The organism is Marinobacter sp. LV10R510-11A, from assembly GCF_900215155.1.
Classification (GTDB): domain Bacteria; phylum Pseudomonadota; class Gammaproteobacteria; order Pseudomonadales; family Oleiphilaceae; genus Marinobacter.
In genome coordinates this window covers 3797176-3817088 of record NZ_LT907980.1, presented here as the reverse complement: position 1 = coordinate 3817088, position 19913 = coordinate 3797176, and the positions used below count along the sequence as shown (strand labels likewise).

At 55.4% G+C, this 19913-nt stretch carries 16 protein-coding genes and 1 pseudogene; 6 read left to right on the top strand and 11 right to left on the bottom strand.

Going from position 1 to position 19913, the window contains the following annotated elements; all coding sequences use genetic code 11:
- Nucleotides 1-69: 69 nt before the first annotated feature.
- From CPH80_RS18350 to astE, 4 genes are read left to right on the top strand one after another with little or no spacing between them, the layout of a single operon-like run.
- Entirely contained in the window at nucleotides 70-822 is a 753-nt protein-coding gene (locus CPH80_RS18350) for a transporter substrate-binding domain-containing protein (protein ID WP_096280104.1), read from the top strand.
- 55 nt (nucleotides 823-877) lie between these two features.
- Entirely contained in the window at nucleotides 878-1582 is a 705-nt protein-coding gene (locus tag CPH80_RS18345) for an ABC transporter permease (protein ID WP_096280102.1), read from the top strand.
- Between the two features lie 2 nt (nucleotides 1583-1584).
- Complete coding sequence (locus tag CPH80_RS18340; protein ID WP_096281778.1) at nucleotides 1585-2307, top strand: ABC transporter permease; 723 nt, start codon at nucleotides 1585-1587, stop codon at nucleotides 2305-2307.
- A gap of 16 nt (nucleotides 2308-2323) precedes the next feature.
- Nucleotides 2324-3382, top strand: a complete 1059-nt coding sequence (astE, locus tag CPH80_RS18335) for a succinylglutamate desuccinylase (protein ID WP_096280100.1) — start codon at nucleotides 2324-2326, stop codon at nucleotides 3380-3382.
- Here astE and CPH80_RS18330 read toward each other — a convergent pair.
- Together CPH80_RS18330 and CPH80_RS18325 are read right to left on the bottom strand one after the other, a co-directional pair.
- Nucleotides 3342-6368 (bottom strand): efflux RND transporter permease subunit, encoded by a 3027-nt coding sequence (locus tag CPH80_RS18330; RefSeq protein ID WP_096280099.1) that lies wholly within the window; start codon nucleotides 6366-6368, stop codon nucleotides 3342-3344. The genes astE and CPH80_RS18330 overlap by 41 nt on opposite strands.
- A complete protein-coding gene (locus tag CPH80_RS18325; RefSeq protein WP_096280097.1) occupies nucleotides 6368-7447 on the bottom strand; it encodes an efflux RND transporter periplasmic adaptor subunit in 1080 nt (359 codons plus the stop codon). The genes CPH80_RS18330 and CPH80_RS18325 overlap by 1 nt, the downstream gene beginning before the upstream one ends.
- A gap of 134 nt (nucleotides 7448-7581) precedes the next feature.
- Between CPH80_RS18325 and CPH80_RS18320 the strand changes: the two genes are divergently transcribed.
- Nucleotides 7582-8220 (top strand): TetR/AcrR family transcriptional regulator, encoded by a 639-nt coding sequence (locus tag CPH80_RS18320; RefSeq protein ID WP_096280095.1) that lies wholly within the window; start codon nucleotides 7582-7584, stop codon nucleotides 8218-8220.
- An 18-nt stretch (nucleotides 8221-8238) separates the two neighbouring features.
- On the opposite strand, the gene astB is transcribed toward CPH80_RS18320, so the two are convergent.
- From astB to CPH80_RS18290, 7 genes and pseudogenes are all read right to left on the bottom strand, one after another.
- Nucleotides 8239-9579, bottom strand: coding sequence for an N-succinylarginine dihydrolase (astB, locus tag CPH80_RS18315; RefSeq protein ID WP_096280093.1), 1341 nt, complete (start codon nucleotides 9577-9579; stop codon nucleotides 8239-8241).
- 21 nt (nucleotides 9580-9600) lie between these two features.
- Nucleotides 9601-11079, bottom strand: a complete 1479-nt coding sequence (astD, locus tag CPH80_RS18310; protein ID WP_096280091.1) for a succinylglutamate-semialdehyde dehydrogenase — start codon at nucleotides 11077-11079, stop codon at nucleotides 9601-9603.
- Between the two features lie 36 nt (nucleotides 11080-11115).
- The gene (astA, locus tag CPH80_RS18305) at nucleotides 11116-12180 is read right to left on the bottom strand and encodes an arginine N-succinyltransferase (protein WP_096280089.1); all 1065 of its coding nucleotides are present in this window, start codon (nucleotides 12178-12180) and stop codon (nucleotides 11116-11118) included.
- Nucleotides 12174-13202, bottom strand: a complete 1029-nt coding sequence (locus CPH80_RS18300; protein WP_096280087.1) for an arginine N-succinyltransferase — start codon at nucleotides 13200-13202, stop codon at nucleotides 12174-12176. The genes astA and CPH80_RS18300 overlap by 7 nt, the downstream gene beginning before the upstream one ends.
- Nucleotides 13203-13210: 8 nt before the next feature.
- On the bottom strand, nucleotides 13211-14425 hold the full coding sequence (locus CPH80_RS18295) for an aspartate aminotransferase family protein (RefSeq protein WP_096280085.1): 1215 nt from the start codon (nucleotides 14423-14425) through the stop codon (nucleotides 13211-13213).
- Between the two features lie 99 nt (nucleotides 14426-14524).
- The gene (locus tag CPH80_RS23045) at nucleotides 14525-14656 is read right to left on the bottom strand and encodes a hypothetical protein (RefSeq protein WP_264754800.1); all 132 of its coding nucleotides are present in this window, start codon (nucleotides 14654-14656) and stop codon (nucleotides 14525-14527) included.
- Nucleotides 14649-15338 (bottom strand): annotated as a pseudogene (locus tag CPH80_RS18290) (exonuclease domain-containing protein); the annotation flags it as partial. The gene CPH80_RS23045 and the pseudogene CPH80_RS18290, both read right to left, overlap by 8 nt.
- 170 nt (nucleotides 15339-15508) lie before the next feature.
- Between CPH80_RS18290 and CPH80_RS18285 the strand changes: the two are divergent.
- Nucleotides 15509-16675 carry a DcaP family trimeric outer membrane transporter gene (locus CPH80_RS18285; RefSeq protein WP_096280083.1) on the top strand — a complete coding sequence of 389 codons (1167 nt, stop codon included), beginning with the start codon at nucleotides 15509-15511 and terminating at the stop codon, nucleotides 16673-16675.
- Nucleotides 16676-16872: 197 nt separating this feature from the next.
- Here the strand turns inward: CPH80_RS18285 and CPH80_RS18275 are convergent, their stop codons facing one another.
- Together CPH80_RS18275 and aceF are read right to left on the bottom strand one after the other, a co-directional pair.
- On the bottom strand, nucleotides 16873-18120 hold the full coding sequence (locus CPH80_RS18275; protein WP_096280081.1) for an NADH:flavin oxidoreductase/NADH oxidase family protein: 1248 nt from the start codon (nucleotides 18118-18120) through the stop codon (nucleotides 16873-16875).
- Nucleotides 18121-18216: 96 nt separating this feature from the next.
- A complete protein-coding gene (gene aceF / locus CPH80_RS18270) occupies nucleotides 18217-19911 on the bottom strand; it encodes a dihydrolipoyllysine-residue acetyltransferase (RefSeq protein WP_096280079.1) in 1695 nt (564 codons plus the stop codon).
- Between the last annotated feature and the right edge of the window lie 2 nt (nucleotides 19912-19913).

The following is a 19913-nucleotide window of genomic DNA, read 5'->3' as shown; positions in this document are numbered from 1 at the left end:
TGACGAGTGTCAGATGTACAGCTTCCACAACAATAACGCCCGAGAGGCGATCTACTGGAGAAGTGACATATGAAAAAATTGATGATTGCAGCGAGCTGCGCCCTGGCCATGCTTGCCAGCGGTGCTCAGGCAGAAGAGCGCGCTCTGCGCATTGCTTTTGACGTACCTTATGAGCCCTTCGAATACAAAGATGAGAATGGTGAGCTGACCGGCTTTGAAGTGGATCTGGCCACTGCTATGTGTGAAGAGATGAAGGCTGATTGTGAATTTGTGATTCAAGCATGGGACGGAATGATCCCTGGCCTGCTGGCCCGCAAGTTCGACCTAATCATGTCCTCCATGTCGATCACCGAAGAGCGTGCAAAGCGGGTTCTGTTTTCTGAGCCTTACTACAACACTCCAGGCGGCTGGTTTGGCCCCAATAGTTTTGATACCGACGTCACCGACATGGATGCCATGAAGGGCAAAACCGTGGGCGTGCAGCGTGGCACAACTATGGATACCTTTGTAACCGAGGAAATGACTGACGTAGTAACGATCAAGCGTTACACCACCGCAGGTGACATGGTTCTGGACCTTGAAGGCCAGCGCCTGGATGCCGTATTTGTTGATTACCCGGTAGGCGAGCAGACGGTTATGACCAAAGACGGTTTCAAAGAAGTCGGCGAGCAGGTCAAGCTGGGTGAAGGCGTTGGGGTTGCCATGCGCAAGCGTGACAAGGCCATTGCCGAAGAGGTGAACGCTGCTCTGCGCAAGCTAAAGGAAGACGGCACCTACGACACCATCATGAAGAAGTACTTCGTTTACGATGTAAAGGCCTGAAAACACCAGCCCCAGGGGTAGCCATTATGGCTGCCCCTGACTACCGGACACTCCCATGCTTGATCTGAAAGGCTATGGTCCGGCCCTGTTGAATGGGGCGGTTGTAACCATAGAGCTTGCCTTCCTGTCTCTTGCCCTCGCATTAGCCCTCGGGTTAATCGGCGCGGCTGCGAAGCTGTCGAACAGCCGCGTAGCGGTTGGAATGGCCACCACCTATACCACTCTGATTCGTGGTGTCCCTGATTTGGTGATGATGATGCTGTTTTACTATGGCGGCCAAGTGGGCGTGAACATGCTCTCGGATTATGTTTGGGAAACCTACGAAATCGACTTTTTCTTTCAGTTTGATCCGTTCATTGCCGGGGTGGTAACGATCGGGTTGATTTTTGGCGCCTACATGACAGAAACCTTCCGGGGCGCCTTTCTGGCTGTCGAAACCGGCCAGATTGAAGCAGCACGCGCCTACGGCTTCAGCCGCTGGCACACTTTCCGCCGAGTGATGGTTCCGCAAATGCTGCGCCACGCGCTGCCAGGCATTGGCAACAACTGGCAGGTGCTGCTTAAAACCACAGCGCTGGTTTCCATTATTGGCCTCACGGATATGGTGCGCGTGGCGGAGGAAGCAGCCAAGGCAGAGCGCATGCCGTTCCACTTTTTCATTCCCGTGGCATTTGTATATCTCGCCCTCACCGCTGGCTCAGAGCTTTTCATCAAGTGGCTCGATAAACGAGCCAACGTTGGCGTAATTCAGGAGAATTGATGATGCCTGACTTCCTCGCCGCCTGGCTTAACAACAACGACATTTTTACGGCCATGACCATCATGGAATACTGGGACGGTATGGTAACAACCGTTCAACTGGTATTTCTTTGCCTGATCATCGGGCTTATTTTTGCGGTTCCTCTGGCCATTCTTCGCACATTTAAAAACCCATTTGTATCTGGCCCAGTTTGGCTTTACACCTATCTTTTCCGTGGCACGCCGCTGCTGATTCAGCTGTATATTATTTACTATGGTGTGGCGCAGATTCCCGGTATTCAGGAAACCTTCTGGTGGGTAATTTTCAGAGAGCCTTTCTACCCTGCCCTTTTGGCCTTTACGTTGAATACTTGCGCCTACACTACGGAGATTATTCGCGGTTCGATTATTTCCACGCCCCACGGTGAGATTGAAGCGGCGACGGCTTACGGTATGAGTTGGTTGTTGCGCATGCGGCGCATAGTGCTTCCGAGCGCAGCGCGGCGAGCGGTTCAGGCTTACTCCAATGAGGTTATTTTCATGCTGCATTCGAGTGCGATTGCGAGCGTGGTGACCATTGTGGATTTGACGGGTGCGGCGCGGAATATTTACTCGCGGTTTTATGCGCCGTTTGATGCGTTTATCTTTGTGGCGTTTTGCTACATGGCGCTAACGTTTACGATGGTGTTTGCGTTTCGCAAGCTTGAAAATCATTTGTTGAAGCATCAGCGGCCTATTGGTACCTGAGCCTTTTGGGGATTCTATGGCAGCTTGTCCGGATCTTTTTGAATCCAGCTCTGATTGGCTATCGCATACTCTCAAAAATGGCACTGCAGACCTCCCGGAGGTCATAACCACGCTTCCTGACGGCACACGTATCAGCCGCAAAAGCGTTGGTGTTTTGCATCTAAGTCCGCCAGCCGGCCGCACCAATCCGAATCACGAGGCGTTGATCATTTCCGCTGGTATTCATGGCAATGAAACCGCACCCATTGAGGTTTTGAACGCGCTGGTGAGTGAGCTGCTGAACGGCGAATGGCAGTTGGCCTGTCCGTTACTGCTGATTCTGGGTAACCCCCCAGCTATGGTGGTTGGGGAGCGGTTTTTGGATGCGAATCTGAACCGGCTATTTAGCGGAGCCCATAGCAAACCAGAATATAACGGGTTGCCAGAAGCGGCGCGGGCGCGGTTTCTTGAGGAGGCCTGTCGTCAGTTTGCCATGGCGCACTCGCAGGCTTTGTCCCATTACGATTTGCATACGGCCATAAGGCCTTCTCAGCGGGAGAAGTTTGCGCTTTATCCGTTTGTTGAGGGCCGGCAGATGCCTGAAGCGCAGGGTAACTTTTTGCTGGAGGCGGAGGTGGACACCTTGTTGCTGCAGCACAAAGCGGGAACGACATTCGCTTCGTTTTCATCCTCTGTGCTAGGCGCTGAGAGTTTTACCGTGGAGTTGGGCAAGGTTAAACCATTTGGCGAGAACGATCTGGGGCGTTTTGAGAGTGTTAAACGGGCTCTGAGGCGTCGTTTTTTTGGCGAGGCTGCCCCGGCAAAGCACCCAGCATTTAACCATCTCGCAGTGTTTGAGGTTGTGCATGAAATTCTGAATACCGGAAAGCACTTCCAGTTTCATATTCCGGATGATGTGGCCAACTTTACCGAATACCCGCTAGGCACCGTCATCTGGGAGGATGACGATACCTGTTATCTGGTAGAGGGCTCGCCTCAGGCGATTGTGTTTCCCAACCGGGATGTGCCGGTTGGCCAGCGGGTGGGTCTGATGATTAAGCCGGTGCGTTTTCTGGCTCTGCTACCCGCGTTTTAATCACCTGTGTACACACCGCCGGGATCACTAGCAGGGTGAGTACGGTTGAGGCCAGCAGCCCAGAGATAATGGCCCAAGCCATGGGTGGCCAGAGTGTCGAGCTGGAGAACGCCAGCGGCAGCAAGCCAGCCACAGTGGTTGCCGTGGTCAGCAGGATTGGCCGAGTTCGCTGCATAACGGCTTTGCGCATGGCTTCGTGGATGCTCTCACCGCGTTCCAGTTCCCTGTCCATCACATCAAGCAGTACGATGGCGTTGTTCACCACAATGCCCACCAGTGCGATCACACCAAGCAGCGACTGAAACCCGAAGGGCGAGCCCGAAAGTACCAGGCCGGGGAATATGCCAACGGTCGCCAGAGGTACGGTCAGCAGAATGATGCCCACACGCCGGAATGAGTTGAACTGCAGCAGCAAGAAGAAGAGCAACAATAGAATACCGATGGGTGCGGCTGTTAGCAGAGCCCCGTTGGCATCACCAGAGCCTTCTGCATCACCGCCCATTTCCAAGCGGGTGCCTTCAGGCAGAGGATTCTCTTCCAAGGCACGCCTCATGCCATCCAGTGCTTGGCTAAAGCTATACCCTGTCAGCAGGTTGGCCGTTACGGTATTAAGCCGGGTGCCATTTCGCAAATAGCGCGCTGCGGGCTCCCAGGTGGTTTCCACACTGGCAACCGCAGACAGCGGAACCGCTTGGCCACGATCGTTATAGATATTCACCGAGAGCAAACGCTCCAATGGCAAGGATGTGCCTTCTTGCGAACGGAGTACTAACGGAATCGGGTCTTTCTCTTGGCGATAACGCTCGGCAACCACACCAAAGCTTTGACCATAGAGGCTTTGGGCCACATCTGCCCGGTTAAGTCCGTAACGTGCAGCGGTGGCGTCGTCTACATTAATGGCGATACTAGGCACACCTATATCCAGGTCGTGCCGGACATCCACTGTACCTTCAACTTGGCGCAGTGCGACAAACAGCCGCTCCACTGCTTGGGTGCGAGCCTGATCGTCCGCGTGGTAAACGCGCACCTCTATCGGGGCGATCCTTGGTGGTCCCTGCCCGAGAACCCCGACACTGATACCCAGCTCCGGCATCTGTTCATCCACATGGGTGCGAATCCAGCGGATCATGTCGGTGGTATCTTCGAGCGTTGGTGTGTTTACCACAAGCCGGCCTCTATTCGGCGCCTGTGGTGCGCGCTGGAGGTTGTAATAGAATGCAGGGCCGGTAAAACCAACGAACCGATGAATTTCAAGCGCGTTTGCACGGGAGCGTATGGCGTGTTCCAGATTGGCAGCGGCTTCAGCCGTGCGTACCTGGTCGGTGCCTTCTGGCATGAAGATCTCGACAATAACCTGAGGCCTATCCGCATCGGGGAAAAACTGCTGCGCCATAAACGGCGTCATCGCCAGGCTGATAACAACCAGCACAGCGCCCGCTGCGATCAAGCGGCGAGGATGACGATAAACCAAACCACCAAGAAACCGCGCTAGGCCAATCAGCCGATCAGCCTCGGCATTGCGGCGGGGCTTGAGGAAACGGGCCGCCAGCAGTGGGACGACAGAAATCGCCAGCAAATAACTGACCGATAGGGTAAGCATGATCATCACCGGTACGCCCCGGGTGAAGTCTGCTGCGCCACCTTTGGCAAGCAGCATGGGAGCGAAGGCCGCCAGTGTGGTGCCGGTGGATGCCCCGAGCGGCCCGGCAAGTTCACCGATAGCCTTGCGCATCGCGTCCATGCGTCGCATGCCTTCATCCAGATGGCCCTGAATGTTTTCAACAATCACAATGGCGTTGTCGATGAGAATGCCCAGGGAGATCACCATGCCGATCACTGCGATTTGGTGCAGAACACCACCGCCAAGATCGTAAAGCCCAACGCTGATCAACGCGACCATAGGCAGAATAGAGGCCACCAGTAAGCCCATTCGGATGCCCATACCGGTGAACACCACCGCCACGATAATTAGAACAGAGAGAACCAGGCTCCAAGCCAAATTATTCAGGCGATCCGAGACCTTATCCGGCTGAAAAAACATCTCACGGATTTCATAGGGCTCAAAGTCGGAGCGGATCTGAGCAACCCGCTCCCGCACCCGCTCACCAAAACGGATCGCATCCGTGGTGCCCTCCTCCATAATCAACGACAACAGCACCACCCGCTCGCCATCAAACCAGGTTTCTGGCTGCCGCGGTTCGGCGGGGCCACGCCACACGTTCGCCGCCGCCGCTAATGGCACCTGGGAGCCATCGGGAAGCTCAATAGGTGTAGCGCGAATGGCGTCAATATCTGCAAATTCCGTGTTGGGAAGCACCGATAACCGGCGCCCGTCCACAACCACGAAACCGCCGGGTGTGGTCTGATTACGCTGAGCTAGAGTTTCCAGAATCCGGGCCGGTGAGATACCCATCCGGTAAAGTGCAGCATCGTCCAGAGCAAGCGTAATCTGTTCGTCGGCATCTCCTTCCAGCTCAATACGGGAAACACCGGGAAGGTCGGAGAGGTTCTGCTTGAGCCGCTCAGCCACATCCGATAACTCACTCACCGAAGGCGCACCGCCAACAGCCAGCACAATGGCCGGGTTGTCGATCAGCCGATCATCCAAAACCATCTGGCCCACATCGTCTGGAAAATCGAGCCTTGCGCGCTCCATCGCCTGACGAATTCTGTCCCAAGCAGGGTCTGTATCGTATATGTCGTCGTTGAGGCGTAGCTTAACGAGCGCTACACCGGTACGGGCGGTGCTCTGGGAAAAGTCCACCTCTTCCACCTGGCGCAACTCGTCTACCAAAGGCCTGAGCACCAACCGCTCTACAGCGTCGGCGCTTGCCCCGGCATAGTTCACCGACACCAGGCCGGCCCGGTACGGAAATGAGGGATCTTCCTGGCGCGGCATGGTGCTGTATGCCGCGATACCCAGCAGGCAAAGCATGGTAACCACCATGCCCAATAAACGTTGAAAGTTGAGCAGCCAGCGCGTCATTAACGCACCTCCACGGAATCACCGTCTGCGAGGCGGGTGGTGCCCGCGTAAACCACTTGGTCGCCTGGCTCCAACTCACCCGTGCGCACAACAACTCGCTCGCCCACCACACGTTCAACTTCTATCGGTACTCGCCGAGCCACGCCGTCACGCACCCGGAATACGGTCATGTTTCCGGCGCTACGGATCACCGATAAAAGCGGAACGGTGAGTGCGGATTCCCGAATCGGTGTAATGCCTACTTCAACTGGCTCGCCCGCACCCAGGGTGTTTAGGGGCAGGCTGACCAGAACCGGGTGCAGTTCGCCACGGATTGCTCCGGCTTGAGCAATTTCAACAACGGAACCAATAACCGGAGCCTCACTGCGATTCTGCACAGACCAAACCGGCAGTTCCTGATCCACAGACACATGCGCCAACAAATACGCCGGCACCCGGGCTTCCACTTCCTTGCCCTCGGGCGAGGACAGCCGCATTACCGGCTGGCCGGCAGCAACAAACTCATCTCTTTCTATCAGAAGCGCTTCAACACGCCCGCTAAACGGCGCCCGCAACGTACTCTCTTGCAGCAACTGAGTAGCCTCCGCCAGTGCGGCCTGAGCCGTGGCAACGCTGGCTTTCAGGGAATCACGGCGGGCCGCGATCTGTTCCAGGTTCTGTACGGAAACCACACCACGCTCGCGCAGACGGCTGGAGCGTTCCCACTCGCGTTTAGCCTGGTCATAACGGGTGTTCAGTTCATCCAGTTTGGCGCTGGCCGAATCCCGCGCTGGCTCCAATGCTGGGTTGTACACCCGGGCGAGCACATCGCCGGCGGCAACCGTTTGGCCCAGCTCTACCGCCCGCTCTTTCAAAGTGCCGCTAATCTGAAACGTCAGTGTTGCCCTCTGGGTCGAGCGAACAATGCCAGAAAAGCGCAGGGTTATTTCCTGAGCCTGGCCTCCGGTAACGTCGGAAACGCGCACTGACACCACATGCCCGGCAGATGTTTCCGGCGCATCATCGGCCTGACAACCAGAAAGAAAAAGGCCGCATGCAGCGAGAAAAATTAGGGCAACGGGAATTTGAAATGGTGTCATAGAGTTTCCTTTCATCCATGCTCATGTTGTTGACGATACCGCTTCCTGCGGAAATCCGGTTTATTGGTTGCGACATAATGTCATTCTTTGACATTATGTCAATATTCCAAGAAAGACCTTGATGAGAGAGCCAGATGAGTGAACCGTTGAAAACACGCCGCGAACGGGAGAAACAAGCCCGTTACGAGGCCATTCTGGACGCCGCTGAGCGGGCCTTCGCGGAGAAGGGGTACGAACGCACCTCCATGGACGATATTGCACGCACGGCCAGCCTGAGCCGGGCGCTGCTGTATGTTTACTTCAAGGATAAGGCCGCCATTCAGCGGGGCATTATGCTGAGGGCTGGGCAAAGCCTGTCTGAGCGTTTTCGCAAAGCGAGGCAGACCGCCGATACGGGGCTGGCACAGATACGCGCAATGGGAGAATCCTATTATCGCTTTTATCAAGATGAGCCAGACTATTTCTCAGCGCTTACCAAAGCCTCAACCGCCATGGCGGAAGCAGACGAAACCCAAGCCATGGACATGCTTTGCTCGAAATCAGAACTTATGGGGCTGATGACAGAAGCCATCGAGCTAGGGCTTGAAGACGGCACCATGAACCGCCAGCGTATCCAAAGCCCAGAACAAACCGCTCTTTACCTACGCGGGGCTCTGCATGGGACCATCCTGCTATGCCAATCAGAAATGAGCGAGAGTGGCGACAGCTTCCCCGCCGAAGGTCTTATACAGCACACCATGGATATGCTGACCCGGTCGATTTCCGCCTCCTGAGGAGCGTTTTAAAAGCGCCTACATTTGGAAATCGTAGATCGAGCCCAACCCCAGAATACCGGTTAGCTCATCCAGTGCCTTGCGCACTTCATCCAGCAGCATAGGATCGGCCAGATCTTCCCGGGCAAGCTGGTCACGGTAATGGGCTTCAACCCAGGTGGTCAGGCGTTCGTATAGCGCATCGGTAAGAATCACGCCGCGATGCATGGCGTGCAGTTCATCATCATTCAGAACCACTCGCAAGCGCAGGCAGGCAGGGCCACCGCCGTTGCGCATGGATTGCTTCACATCAAACACTTCCACCGCCGTAATCGGCCCACCTGCGGCCAGTAACTTATCCAGATACTGACTAACAGACGCCACTTCCCTGCACTCACCCGGAACCGCCAGCAGCATGCCATCGGGCGTGTTCAGCAGCTGACTGTTGAACAAATACGAGGCTACTGCGTCCTCTAGCGGCACCTCTGCACTGCTTACACGAACCGCCTCCAGCTCAGCTCCGATCAGGCGTGCTTGGATATCTGATAACACCTGTTCTTCGTCCAGAAACGCCATGTCGTGATAGAACAGCGTGTTGCCGTTGCCCACGGCTATAACATCGTTGTGGAATACACCGGCATCAATGGCTGCTGGGTTCTGCTGAGCAAACACCCGCGCCCCATCTTTCAGGCCATGCAAGCGCGCGATCGCTTGTGAAGCCTCGAGGGTCTGCCGTGCGGGGTATTTTTCCGGAGCCGGCGCCTGCTCGTTGAACGCGGCCTGCCCATACACAAACAGCTCCACTCCTGGCTCGCCGTAACGACCACAAAGCCGGGTGTGATTGGCGGCGCCTTCATCACCGAAATGGCTAACCGAAGGCAGTGCTGCGTGGTGGGCGAAATACCCTTCGTCCGCGAAGATGGACTTCAGGGTACGGCCGGTCACGCCATGCTCAATGGAACGGTGGAACTTGGCGCTCAGATTGGCAGGGGTGAAATGCACTCGATGATCTGAAGTATCTGCACTGGGAGAAACCGTTGCTGCGTTAGCCGTCCACATGGAGGAAGCCGACGATACCGCCGCCAGAATCGACGGGCTGGATTTTGCTGCCCGCTCCAGAATCTGCGCATCCGTGCCGCTAAACCCGAGGGCTTTCAGGGATGGAATATGCGGACGCTCATGGGGAGGCAAAATACCCTGAACATATCCGCGATCGGCTAGGCGCTTCATTTTTGCTAACCCCTGAAGTGCCGCCTCCCGAGGATTGGATACCGCGTTCACATTGGACTTTGATGCCACATTGCCCAAGGACAAGCCTGCGTAATTGTGGGTTGGGCCAACCAAGCCATCAAAATTTGCTTCTACTGCATGCTTTACCATGACTTGGGGTTCCGTATGGATTCAGGAATCAAAATTCAGGCCCGGCGCCAGGCTTTCCGGCACCTCGCTTTTGCCCGACTCAAGAGAAGCCATGGGCCAAGCACAGTAATCCGCCGCATAATAGGCGCTGGCGCGATGGTTGCCACTGGCACCCACACCGCCAAAGGGCGCAGCACTGCTGGCCCCGGTAAGCGGGCGGTTCCAGTTCACAATGCCCGCCCTCGCTTCTTCCAGCAACCGCTCGTAAAGCTTTCGGTCGTCGGAAAGCAGGCCTGCAGAAAGCCCGTAGCGGGTGTTATTGGCGAGCACCAACGCATCGTCAAAACTCTTGTAACGGTAAACCGTGAGCAACGGCCCGAAGAACTCTTCATCTGGCAACTCCAGCCCGGTTACATCCACAATGCCCGGGGACAGAAGGCCGGTGTCCGGCTTGATCTGTTTCATTTCCAATAGAGATGTCGCGCCTTTCTCCAGCATGTCTGCCTGAGCAGCCAAGAGCTTTTCCGCCGCTTGTGCCGAAATAACTGAACCCATAAATGGCTGGGGCTTGGCATCAAACTCTCCCACCTGAATACGAGCAGACACAGCGACCAGGCGATCCAAAAACTCATCGCCTTTTGTACCTTTGGGAACCAGTAACCGCCGGGCGCAAGTGCAGCGCTGGCCAGCCGACAGAAACGCCGATTGCAGGGCGTGGTGTACTGCGCCGTCTACATCTGCAACATCCTGAACAATCAGCGGGTTATTACCGCCCATTTCCAAAGCAAGAATTTTCTCTGGCTGACCGCCAAGCTGCTTATGTAATACATGGCCAACGGTTGAACTACCGGTAAAGAACAGGCCATCAATCATCGGGTGGCCGGCAAGGGACTTGCCTGTATCGGCTGCGCCCTGGACCAGATTGATCACGCCATCTGGAAGGCCTGCCTTTTGCCAAAGCTTAACGGTGATTTCTGCCACGCCGGGGGTCAGTTCGCTGGGTTTGAATATGATCGTATTGCCAGCCAGCAAGGCTGGCACAATATGCCCATTCGGAAGATGCCCGGGAAAGTTGTAGGGGCCAAACACAGCAACAACACCGTGGGGGCGATGACGAAGTACGGCATGGCCCCCAGCCACATCGGATTCAGAATGGCCGGTGCGATCGTGGTGGGCTTTCACGGAAATGCCAATCTTGCCGATCATCGCCGCCACTTCCGTGCGCGACTCCCACAGGGGCTTGCCAGTCTCCAGACCAATTTGATGGGCAAGCTCTTCTTTGTTGGTTTCCAGCAGCTCACCAAAAGCCTCAACCACGGCCTGGCGCTCGGCAAAGCTCTTGCGCCGCCATTTCAGGAAGGCGACCCGGGCTTCACGCGCGGCCGCATCCACATCCGCAAGGCTGGCGCTGACACCTTCCCAGACGGTATCGCCGGTAACGGGCTGAATAGACTCAAACACGTCGCCGTGGCCCTGAAGCCAAAGCCCGCCGATAAACAGTTCGCCTGTCAGGTTTGCCATATCACTACATCTCCCGTTACTGGAATTGTGCGGATTTCAGCCTGCCGCCTTTACCGCTGTTTTTGCTCTGTCCTTTAGGGGCGCCAGCCGCACCGAATCCCCCGATTCAATCTGTAATGCTTCTGCCACAGCAGGCGACAAGCTGACTGTATCTGTACCAACACAACTGGCTGGCACGGTTGTTACCCGGAAGTTACGGAACGAACGATTAGACACCATAACCCGTTCTGCAGCCGGCACATCGAGATTAACGTCTTTGCGGGTCACCATGGCATAGCGATTAATACTGTCGCGAACCGTGCGAATGGTGTTCACGAATGCCTCAACCACTGGACCACCATCAAAGATGTCCACCATGCCGTTAAAGTTGAACCCTTCAGCCTGCAACATTTTTAACGCTGGCGCCGTATTGCCATGAACCCGGCCGATAACAGCCCGCGCAGAATCCGGCAACATAGGCAAATAAATAGGGTATTTGGGCATCAACTCCGCAATAAACGCTTTATTGCCAAGCCCAGAGAGCATATCTGCTTCGGTAAATTTCATATCAAAAAACTTGCTGCCCAGAGCATCCCACAGCGGGCTCAAGCCCTGCTCATCAGACACGCCACGCATTTCTGCGAACACTTTTTCAGAGAAGTGCTTCCGGAACTCATCCAAATACATGAAGCGGCTGCGTGAAAGGAGCAAGCCGTTGCCGCCGCCGCGGTAGTCATCAGAAAGCAGCAGTGAGCAGATCTCGCTGGTGTCCGTCATATCGTTTGAGAGGTGCAACGTAGGCGTGCGCACATGAACGCCCAACTCTTTGGAGGCGTTTACGGTAACGCTGAGCCGGTAGTTATAAAACACTTCATCCAGACCAACTCGCGCCTGAATGCCGCTGATACCCACGGCTTTTCCGGCTTCCGTATCTTCCAGAGCGAACAGGTACAAACCTGCTTCCGGCGCACAGCGCTGGTTGAACGTTTCCTGGGCGAGATTGATTTTGCGCTGCAGCAAGTCTCGATCCGCAGGCAGGGTGGTAAGCCCCTTGCCGGCTTTTTGAGCCATGGCGTAAAGATCATCAAGATCCGTTTGTTGAAGCGGGCGAATCACTAGCATGGCGCTACCCTCACCTCATCACCGGCGGTTTTGCCAAGCGCTTTCCAAATATCCACAGGCACCTTAAGCGTCCCTTCAAGGGTATCGACCACTTTGGCCAGGGTGCAGCGAAACTCGGCGCCCTCGCCCGCAGAAATGAAACAGGTGTCTCCATCTGCCTCATTAGCGCCGTGCAGGGTTTTAGGCTGGCTGGTAACCAGTGTGTGTAAGGCATCGGTACGCGCTTCAAGCACCGGGCCGCCATCGAAGATATCCAGATAGCAGCCAGCCTGAAATCCTTCCCGTTGCAGTAGCTCAAGGTTCGGCACCGTTAGCTCATGGGGTTGGCCCAGTGCCACTTGGGCAGCCTCGGAAAGCAAAGTGACATAAACCGGATTGGGCGGCATAAGTTCAGCAATAAACGTTTTACTGAGCATGCCCGAATGCTGATCGGCGGTTTCAAAATCCATATTGAAAAAATGACGCCCCAAGCTGTCCCAAAAAGGCACACTACCATCCGCAAGCTGAACACCCTGAATCTCCACCGCAATACGCTGGGCAAACCAGTCTCGATGGGCTGCAATAAACAATATTCGGGCTCTGGATAACAGCTCAAAGGCTTCGGTGTTACGCAGTTCGGGCGTTATGGAGAATGAGCAAAGCAGTGTGTGATCGGTCAACCCATGGCTGGGGTAGAGCACATCAACGCGGCTGGAGATGTCCAGTTCGTGGGAGGCATGAATAAGCGCATCACGGCGATAGTTATAAAACGGCTGGCCGTTACCTGCGCGGGCATCGATACCCGCTGTACCGTGAACCCTGCCCGTAATTGTGTTTTCCAGTACGAACAGAAACCTTGGTGGCTGGCGACTGCCAGGGCTGTTGCCGGTCATTGAAGCAAGCGAGTGGTCTATTTTTTCCGCAAGAGCGCCACGCTGCTTAGGCAGCGTGGATGAGAGGCGAGCGGTCTCTGAACCAGCAGTGCCCGCAATCTCAAGTATCTGGTTAACATCAGCCGGTATAGCCGGACGTACCAGCCACATAAAAGCTCCTATTCAGTAAGTTTTTTTACCGCCGCTTCAAAGCGCTCAAGCGCCTCATCAATATCGGTATCCGGGATAATCAGCGAAGGCGCCAGCCGAACCACATTGGCGCCAGCGATCAATACCATCACCCCTTCGTCCAGACCTGCATTCAGAAAATCCTTGGCCTTACCCTGCCACTTCTCGGTCAACACGCAGCCCATCAGAAGCCCTGGCCCACGAACTTCGCTGAACACACCATAGCGCTCACCAATATCCATCATACCCTTGCGTAGATGCTCTGAGCGGGCCTTAACACCCTTGAGGATCTCTGGCTGGCTTACCGTATCGATCACTTTCTGGGCGACGGCACAGGCCAGTGCGTTACCCCCATAGGTGCTGCCGTGGGTGCCGACCCCAAGACTGGCAGCAACCTTTGCCGTAGTCAGCATGGCAGCAACCGGGAAACCACCGCCCAAGCCTTTGGCGCTGGTAAGAATGTCTGGCACCACATCGTACATTTCATAAGCATAGAGGTAGCCCGTACGGCCCACACCAGACTGAACCTCATCAAAAATCAGCAGCGCATCGTTGTCATCACAAAGTTTGCGCAGGCCTTTCAAGAATTCCGGATCTGCCGGCACCACGCCACTTTCGCCTTGAATAGGCTCCACAACCACTGCACATGTTTTCTCTTTCGAGATCAGTTTTTTTACCGATTCCAAATCGTTGAAATCCGCATGATGAATACCACCCGGCGCCGGCTCAAACCCCTCAAGATATTTGGGCTGCCCACCGACACTTACGGTAAAGAGAGTGCGGCCGTGGAATGCGTTTTTGAAGGAGATTATCTCGTGCTTCTCGGGCCCAGTGTGCTGCCAGCTATAACGACGCGCCAACTTAAAGGCGGCCTCGTTGGCTTCGCCGCCGGAGTTGGCGAAAAACACCCGCTCCGCAAAAGTCAGATCGCACAACGTTTTAGCCAGCCGCAGAGCCGGCTCGTTGGTCATCACATTAGATAGATGCCAGATTTTCTCTGCCTGTTCCTGTAAAGCACTAACCAGCCCAGGGTGTGAGTGCCCAAGGCAGTTCACGGCAATGCCACCCTGCAGATCTATAAACTCCCGGCCGCCCTGATCCCAAATTCGGGAACCCTCGCCTCGCACCGGAATAATCGAACCGGGGGCATAGTTGGGCACCATAACGTCATCAAAAAGTTCGCGGCTGACAGGTTCTTTGTTCATAGATCTCTCTCAGGAAAGCAGTTTAGCCTACAAAAATAGTAGAGTTGCCGGCATGGGCAAGTACGTAGGTGTGCGGATCGAACACCTATAGTACGCCACTCAAGGCATAAGCACATCCGGCGCTACAACTGCTGGCAACTCAATCACCGAGTGCGCCTTCTGGCCTTGGCTTTTGTGCGGGGCCATCAGTGCCTTGACCAGTAACTTGTATGAGTCCAGATCAAAGGTCACCGGCAGTTTCTGTGTACTCCACACGGCGTAAGCTTTCGGAAATCCGTACGCCACGGCTGGTGTTGTGATCCCCGGAAAAATGCGAAGCAACGCGCTGGGCTATGTTGGTGCTTTTGCCCACATATAAAAGCACATCGTTTTCACCATAAAATCGGTACACGCCCGGGCCACGAGGTAAATCTTTCAAGGTATCGAGAGGCAAGTGTGAAGGAATGCTGGGGCGCTGCACTTGCTCCAGCCCATGGCGTTCAATCAATGCATCCATGTTGTGTTTGCGAAATTCTGGATACAGCCGACGGGAAAGCTTTACCGTGCAAAGCACCCGCGCAGAAAAAAGTCGCCCCAGCCTGCGGAACTCCGATTTAATAAAGCCATAATCAAAACGTGCGTTGTGGGCAACAAACACCGTATCCCGCAGTTTGTCTTCTAGAACATCGGCTATTGCTTCGAACGGCGGCGCACCAGAAACCATGTCATTGGAAATACCCGTCAATTGCTCAATAAAAGGAGAAATGCGGGTACTCGGGTTCAGCAGTGTTTGCCACTCCCCGACCGACTCACCCCCACGCCAGAAGCGAATACCAATTTCGGTAATGCGGTCGTGGGACGAATTGCCGCCGGTAGTCTCAATATCGAGAAATGCAAATGTGGTTTGTTCTAAGTAAGTTTTTTTGGTGGTCATGGCGCTATCTTAATACTGAAATGGGCACGCAGGCATCTGTATAGAAAAGAAAACATGCCCTAGACCTTCGTCTAATGATTGTACAAATTTATTTGAATTGTTATGAAATGGTAACTATGTTGACTGCGGGTCCTACAAAAATAATTGTCCAATGTGTGGAGACAACAATAATGCAAAGCAACAAATTGAGAATGGCCATTCGTGCGACGGCGGCCATAGCAGTATTTGGTATGGCCGGACAGGTGGGCGCAGTCGACTTCACGGCCGGCGATTATGACATGGCTGTTTACGGCTATGCGCGCCTTAATGCCACCTACGACATTGACGAGGACGTCGCAGGCCGCGGCACCCGCTCTGCCAACTTTTCGAAAATTAACACCGGCGCTGATGAAGACAATGAGGTATCCGGCCATTTCGGTGCCGACGCGTTTCAGAGCCGCCTCGGTTTCAGGGTCATGACCCCGGAAGGCGTCAAAATTGTCGTGGAAGGTGACTTCCGCGGTACCCGTGGCGACAGCACCGGCGATTTACGTCTGCGCCACGCTTACGGTGAATACAATGGCGTGCTGATCGGCCGCAACTGGTCAAACTACCTCAGTTTCGTGGGCAACACCTCGCAACTGGAATTCGACGGTGTACCGGCGAACGCCGGCTACCAGTTCCGCGCCTCGCAGGTCCGTTACACCACCGGACCTCTGTCCGTGTCTCTGGAACAGCCAAGCACCGGCATTGCCACCGACGACGGTCAATCCGTAAAAACGGAGATGCCGGCGGTTACGGCCCGCTTTGAGAGCTCCATGGACAGCCTGAGCTACTCGGCCGCAGCCATCGTTCGCCAAGTCGCCTATGACACCGGCGCCGCGGATGACAGCGCTATGGGCCTAGGTGCCTTTGTGGCCGCCAAGCTGGCCCTGAGCGATACATTCTCCGTGCAGGGCACGATAAACGTTTCCGAGGGCGCCAACTTTTACCTGTGGCGGTCCGGCAGCAATTACTGGGGCCCGGACGCCTACATTGATGGTAATGGCGACCTAGAGACCATCTCCGGCTATGGCGCCAACCTGGGCGTGTCCATGAAGACCGGCAACGGCTCGTCGGTGAACGCCGTCTACGGCATGACCGAACTTGACCTGGACGATGCAGTAGCGAACAGCGCGACCAGCGGAATTACTGCAGGCGCCAGTGAAAGCAACAGCACGGCTGCGATCAACTATCAGTGGGAGCCAGTGAAGAGCGTCAACATGGGTGTGCAATACGCCTACCACATGGTGGATAAGGTAAACGGCGATAGCGGTAATGCCAGCCGCATCCACTTCGCCGCCCAGTACAACTTCTAAAACGTACTGTTTAGCAAGCACTCATACGCCCCGGGTTTCCGGGGCGTATTTGTTTCTGGCCTCACCTGACCAAAACCTCATCACACCACTGCTGCACCGCCGCTTCAGAAAACGGCAGATCAACCGCTTCCCCGCCACCGAACTCATGCCACGGCCTCAGAAATTTGCGCTTCTGAGCTGCCCCTAGTTATTTGAGCTTATTCCCCCGCTCGCAGTCGGGTTCTAACGCCCCGCGTTGTCATCACTCCAAGTACCTCCACCAGCGACCATAGCCCCCGGTCGTGCTGCCGAGGCTGCCTGCCTTTTCCCATGCGACCAAGTTGGCGCGCGTACCAGCTCACTTCCATCAGGGCCATGTTGTCGATCACTCGAATACCGGTTTTGATCGGCTTTACAACGCTGACAAACGATTCGCCGGATAAAATCCGGTTCGGCAAATCCGGCTCAACCGCCAGCGGCCTGGCCAGCCCCACCAGATCAGTCGCTCCGGAGGCAATGGCAAGGGCCATGCCCTCACTGGTACGAAAGCCTCCGGTAACCATCAATGGCACAACGGCCAGTTGACGAACCTTCTCAGCAAACTCCAGAAAGTACGCCTCGCGGGACCGGATGCTTTCTTTTACCGAGCCGGCCCCTTTTGCCATCGCCGGGTTTTCGTAGTTACCGCCAGAAATTTCAACCAGATCAATGCCCTCATTGGATAGAGCCTTGATCACCGCCAGCGACTCCTCCTCGGTAAATCCGCCGCGCTGGAAATCCGCGGAATTGAGTTTGATTCCCACACAGAACCCGGTGCTGGTCGCTTTGCGAATCGCCCGGTATACCGACAGCAAAAAGCGCATACGGTTTTCTGCACTCCCACCCCACTCATCGTCGCGCTGGTTGTGGTGAGGTGATAGAAACTGGCTGATCAGATAGCCATGGGCACCATGAATCTGAACCCCATCAAACCCGGCCTTTTCAGCAACTGCCGCGCTGACCGCGAAGCGGTGGATGATGGCTTCGATTTCGTCGCCGGTCAAAGCGCGAGGCGTTCCGAACATGCTTTGTAGCTCTTTCCGGAATGGGATGGCGCTGGGTGAAACCGGCTCGGAATTCAGCATCTTCGGAATTTGCTTGCCCGGATGATTCAACTGCATCCAGATTGCCCCGCCGCTTGCCGTACCCGCTTCGGCCCAGGTCTTAAGCAGGGGCAAATCCCGCTCGTCGTCCACCACCACATTCTGGGGCTCTCCGATGTGGTGTCTGTCTACCATCACATTACCGGTGATCGAGAGACCTACGCCGCCCTGGGCCCAAGTGCGATAAAGCGTGACGAGTTTTTGTGTCATTCGGTTGTCGATGGTACCCAGTGTTTCACTCATGGCGGACTTGGCAAACCGATTGGGAATAACCGCGCCATTAGGGAGTGTCAAAGACTGAGAGAGAGTTTGGGCAGGTGTCATGAGGGCATTCCTGAGGGCGTTAGTGAGACCGAGCAGGAATTATAATGGAGCGCTGCGTCGGTTCGGGCATTGGCCGAACCGACGCAGCCTGGTTTGCTAAAGCAGCAGAGAGCGGATATCCCCCAGCAACTGACTTAACACAGCCGTGAAGCGCGCTGCGTCAGCGCCATTGACGGCCCTGTGATCGTAGGACAGCGACAACGGCAGCATCAGCCGTGGCTGAAACTCGCTGCCATCCCAGACCGGCTTCATGGCCGCTTTGGATACCCCAAGAATCGCCACTTCCGGCGTATTCACAATCGGCGTAAACGCCGTGCCACCGATACCACCTAGGCTTGTGATGGTAAAGCAGGCGCCCTGCATTTCTGCCGGTTTCAGTTTCTTATCTCGGGCCTTCTGTGCAAGCTCAGCACTTTCTGCAGCCAGCTCCCAGAGGCCTTTCTGATCCACATCGCGAATCACCGGAACCATTAGCCCGTTAGGCGTATCCACGGCAATACCAATGTGAATATACCGCTTGTGAACCACCTCTTTGCGTTCCATGTCCAAGGACACATTAAACTGCGGCAGCTCGGCCAACGCGGTTGCACAGGCTTTTAGAAGGAACGGCAGCGGCGTCATCTTTACGCCTTTTTTCTCACCGGCGGCTTTCTGGGATTTTCGGAAAGCCTCCATGTCGGTGATGTCCGCATCCTCAAATTGGGTTACGTGAGGTACGTTTAGCCAGCTGCGCTGCATGTTGGTGGCAGTGACCGACATCATCCGCGACATGGCTTCGCGCTCAATGTCGCCAAACTGACTGAAGTCGGGCAGTTTTACACCCGGAATACCCGAACCAGTACCCACAGAACCGCCCTGCTGAGTCTGCTGCAGCTGGCTCTTCACATAGACCTGCACATCGTCTTTCAGGATGCGGCTTTTCGGGCCCGAACCCTTGATGTGGGTCATGTCTGCACCCATTTCCCTAGCCAACTTGCGTACCGCTGGGCCGGCATGAACCTTGGCGCCCGGCGCAGGCGGCTCGTAGGTAGAACTCTGCTCCTGTGCTGCTGGCTCTTTCTGCTTGCCTTTGTCGTCGTCCGCTTTGGCTTCGGGCTTAGCTTCCTCACCAGACTCAGCAGGCGGCTCGTCCTGCTTGTCATCCTCTTCGTCGCCCTCTTCGGCAACAGTCAGCTCCAAAAGCTTATCGCCTTCAGACAGTTTGTCGCCTTCGGCCACTAAAATCTTCGTCACTTTGCCGCCATAGGGCGCCGGAATTTCCATGGTCGCCTTATCGGACTCAACGGTTACCAAGGCATCATCAGCCTCAATGGTATCGCCTTCGGATACGTTGATTTCGATAATGGGCACATTTTCCATGCCATCCAGGGGCGGAACCAATACGGTTTCCTTACGGGTGCCGCCAGACTTTTTCTTCGGTGCAGGCTTGCTCTGCTCCGGTTCGTCTTGGCTTTTTGGGCTGGACTTGCTCTGCGGCTTTTCTTCAGCTTTTTCTTCCGGCTCATTTTCCGAGGCGTCAGCGCCCTCAGTTTCGTCCGAACCGCTGGATTCGCCGCTAGCTTCCATCATGCCAATGACATCGCCTTCCTTCACCTTGTCGCCCACCTTCACGGTAAGCTTGGTGATCTTGCCAGCGCCGGGGGATGGCAACTCTACCGAAGCCTTGTCGGTCTCGATGGTCAGAAGCGGATCTTCCGCCTCAACCGAATCGCCAACGCTTACCAGAAGCTCAATAACTTCAACTTCCTCTGCCCCGCCGAGATCGGGAACTTTTATTTCCTGTTCACTCATGA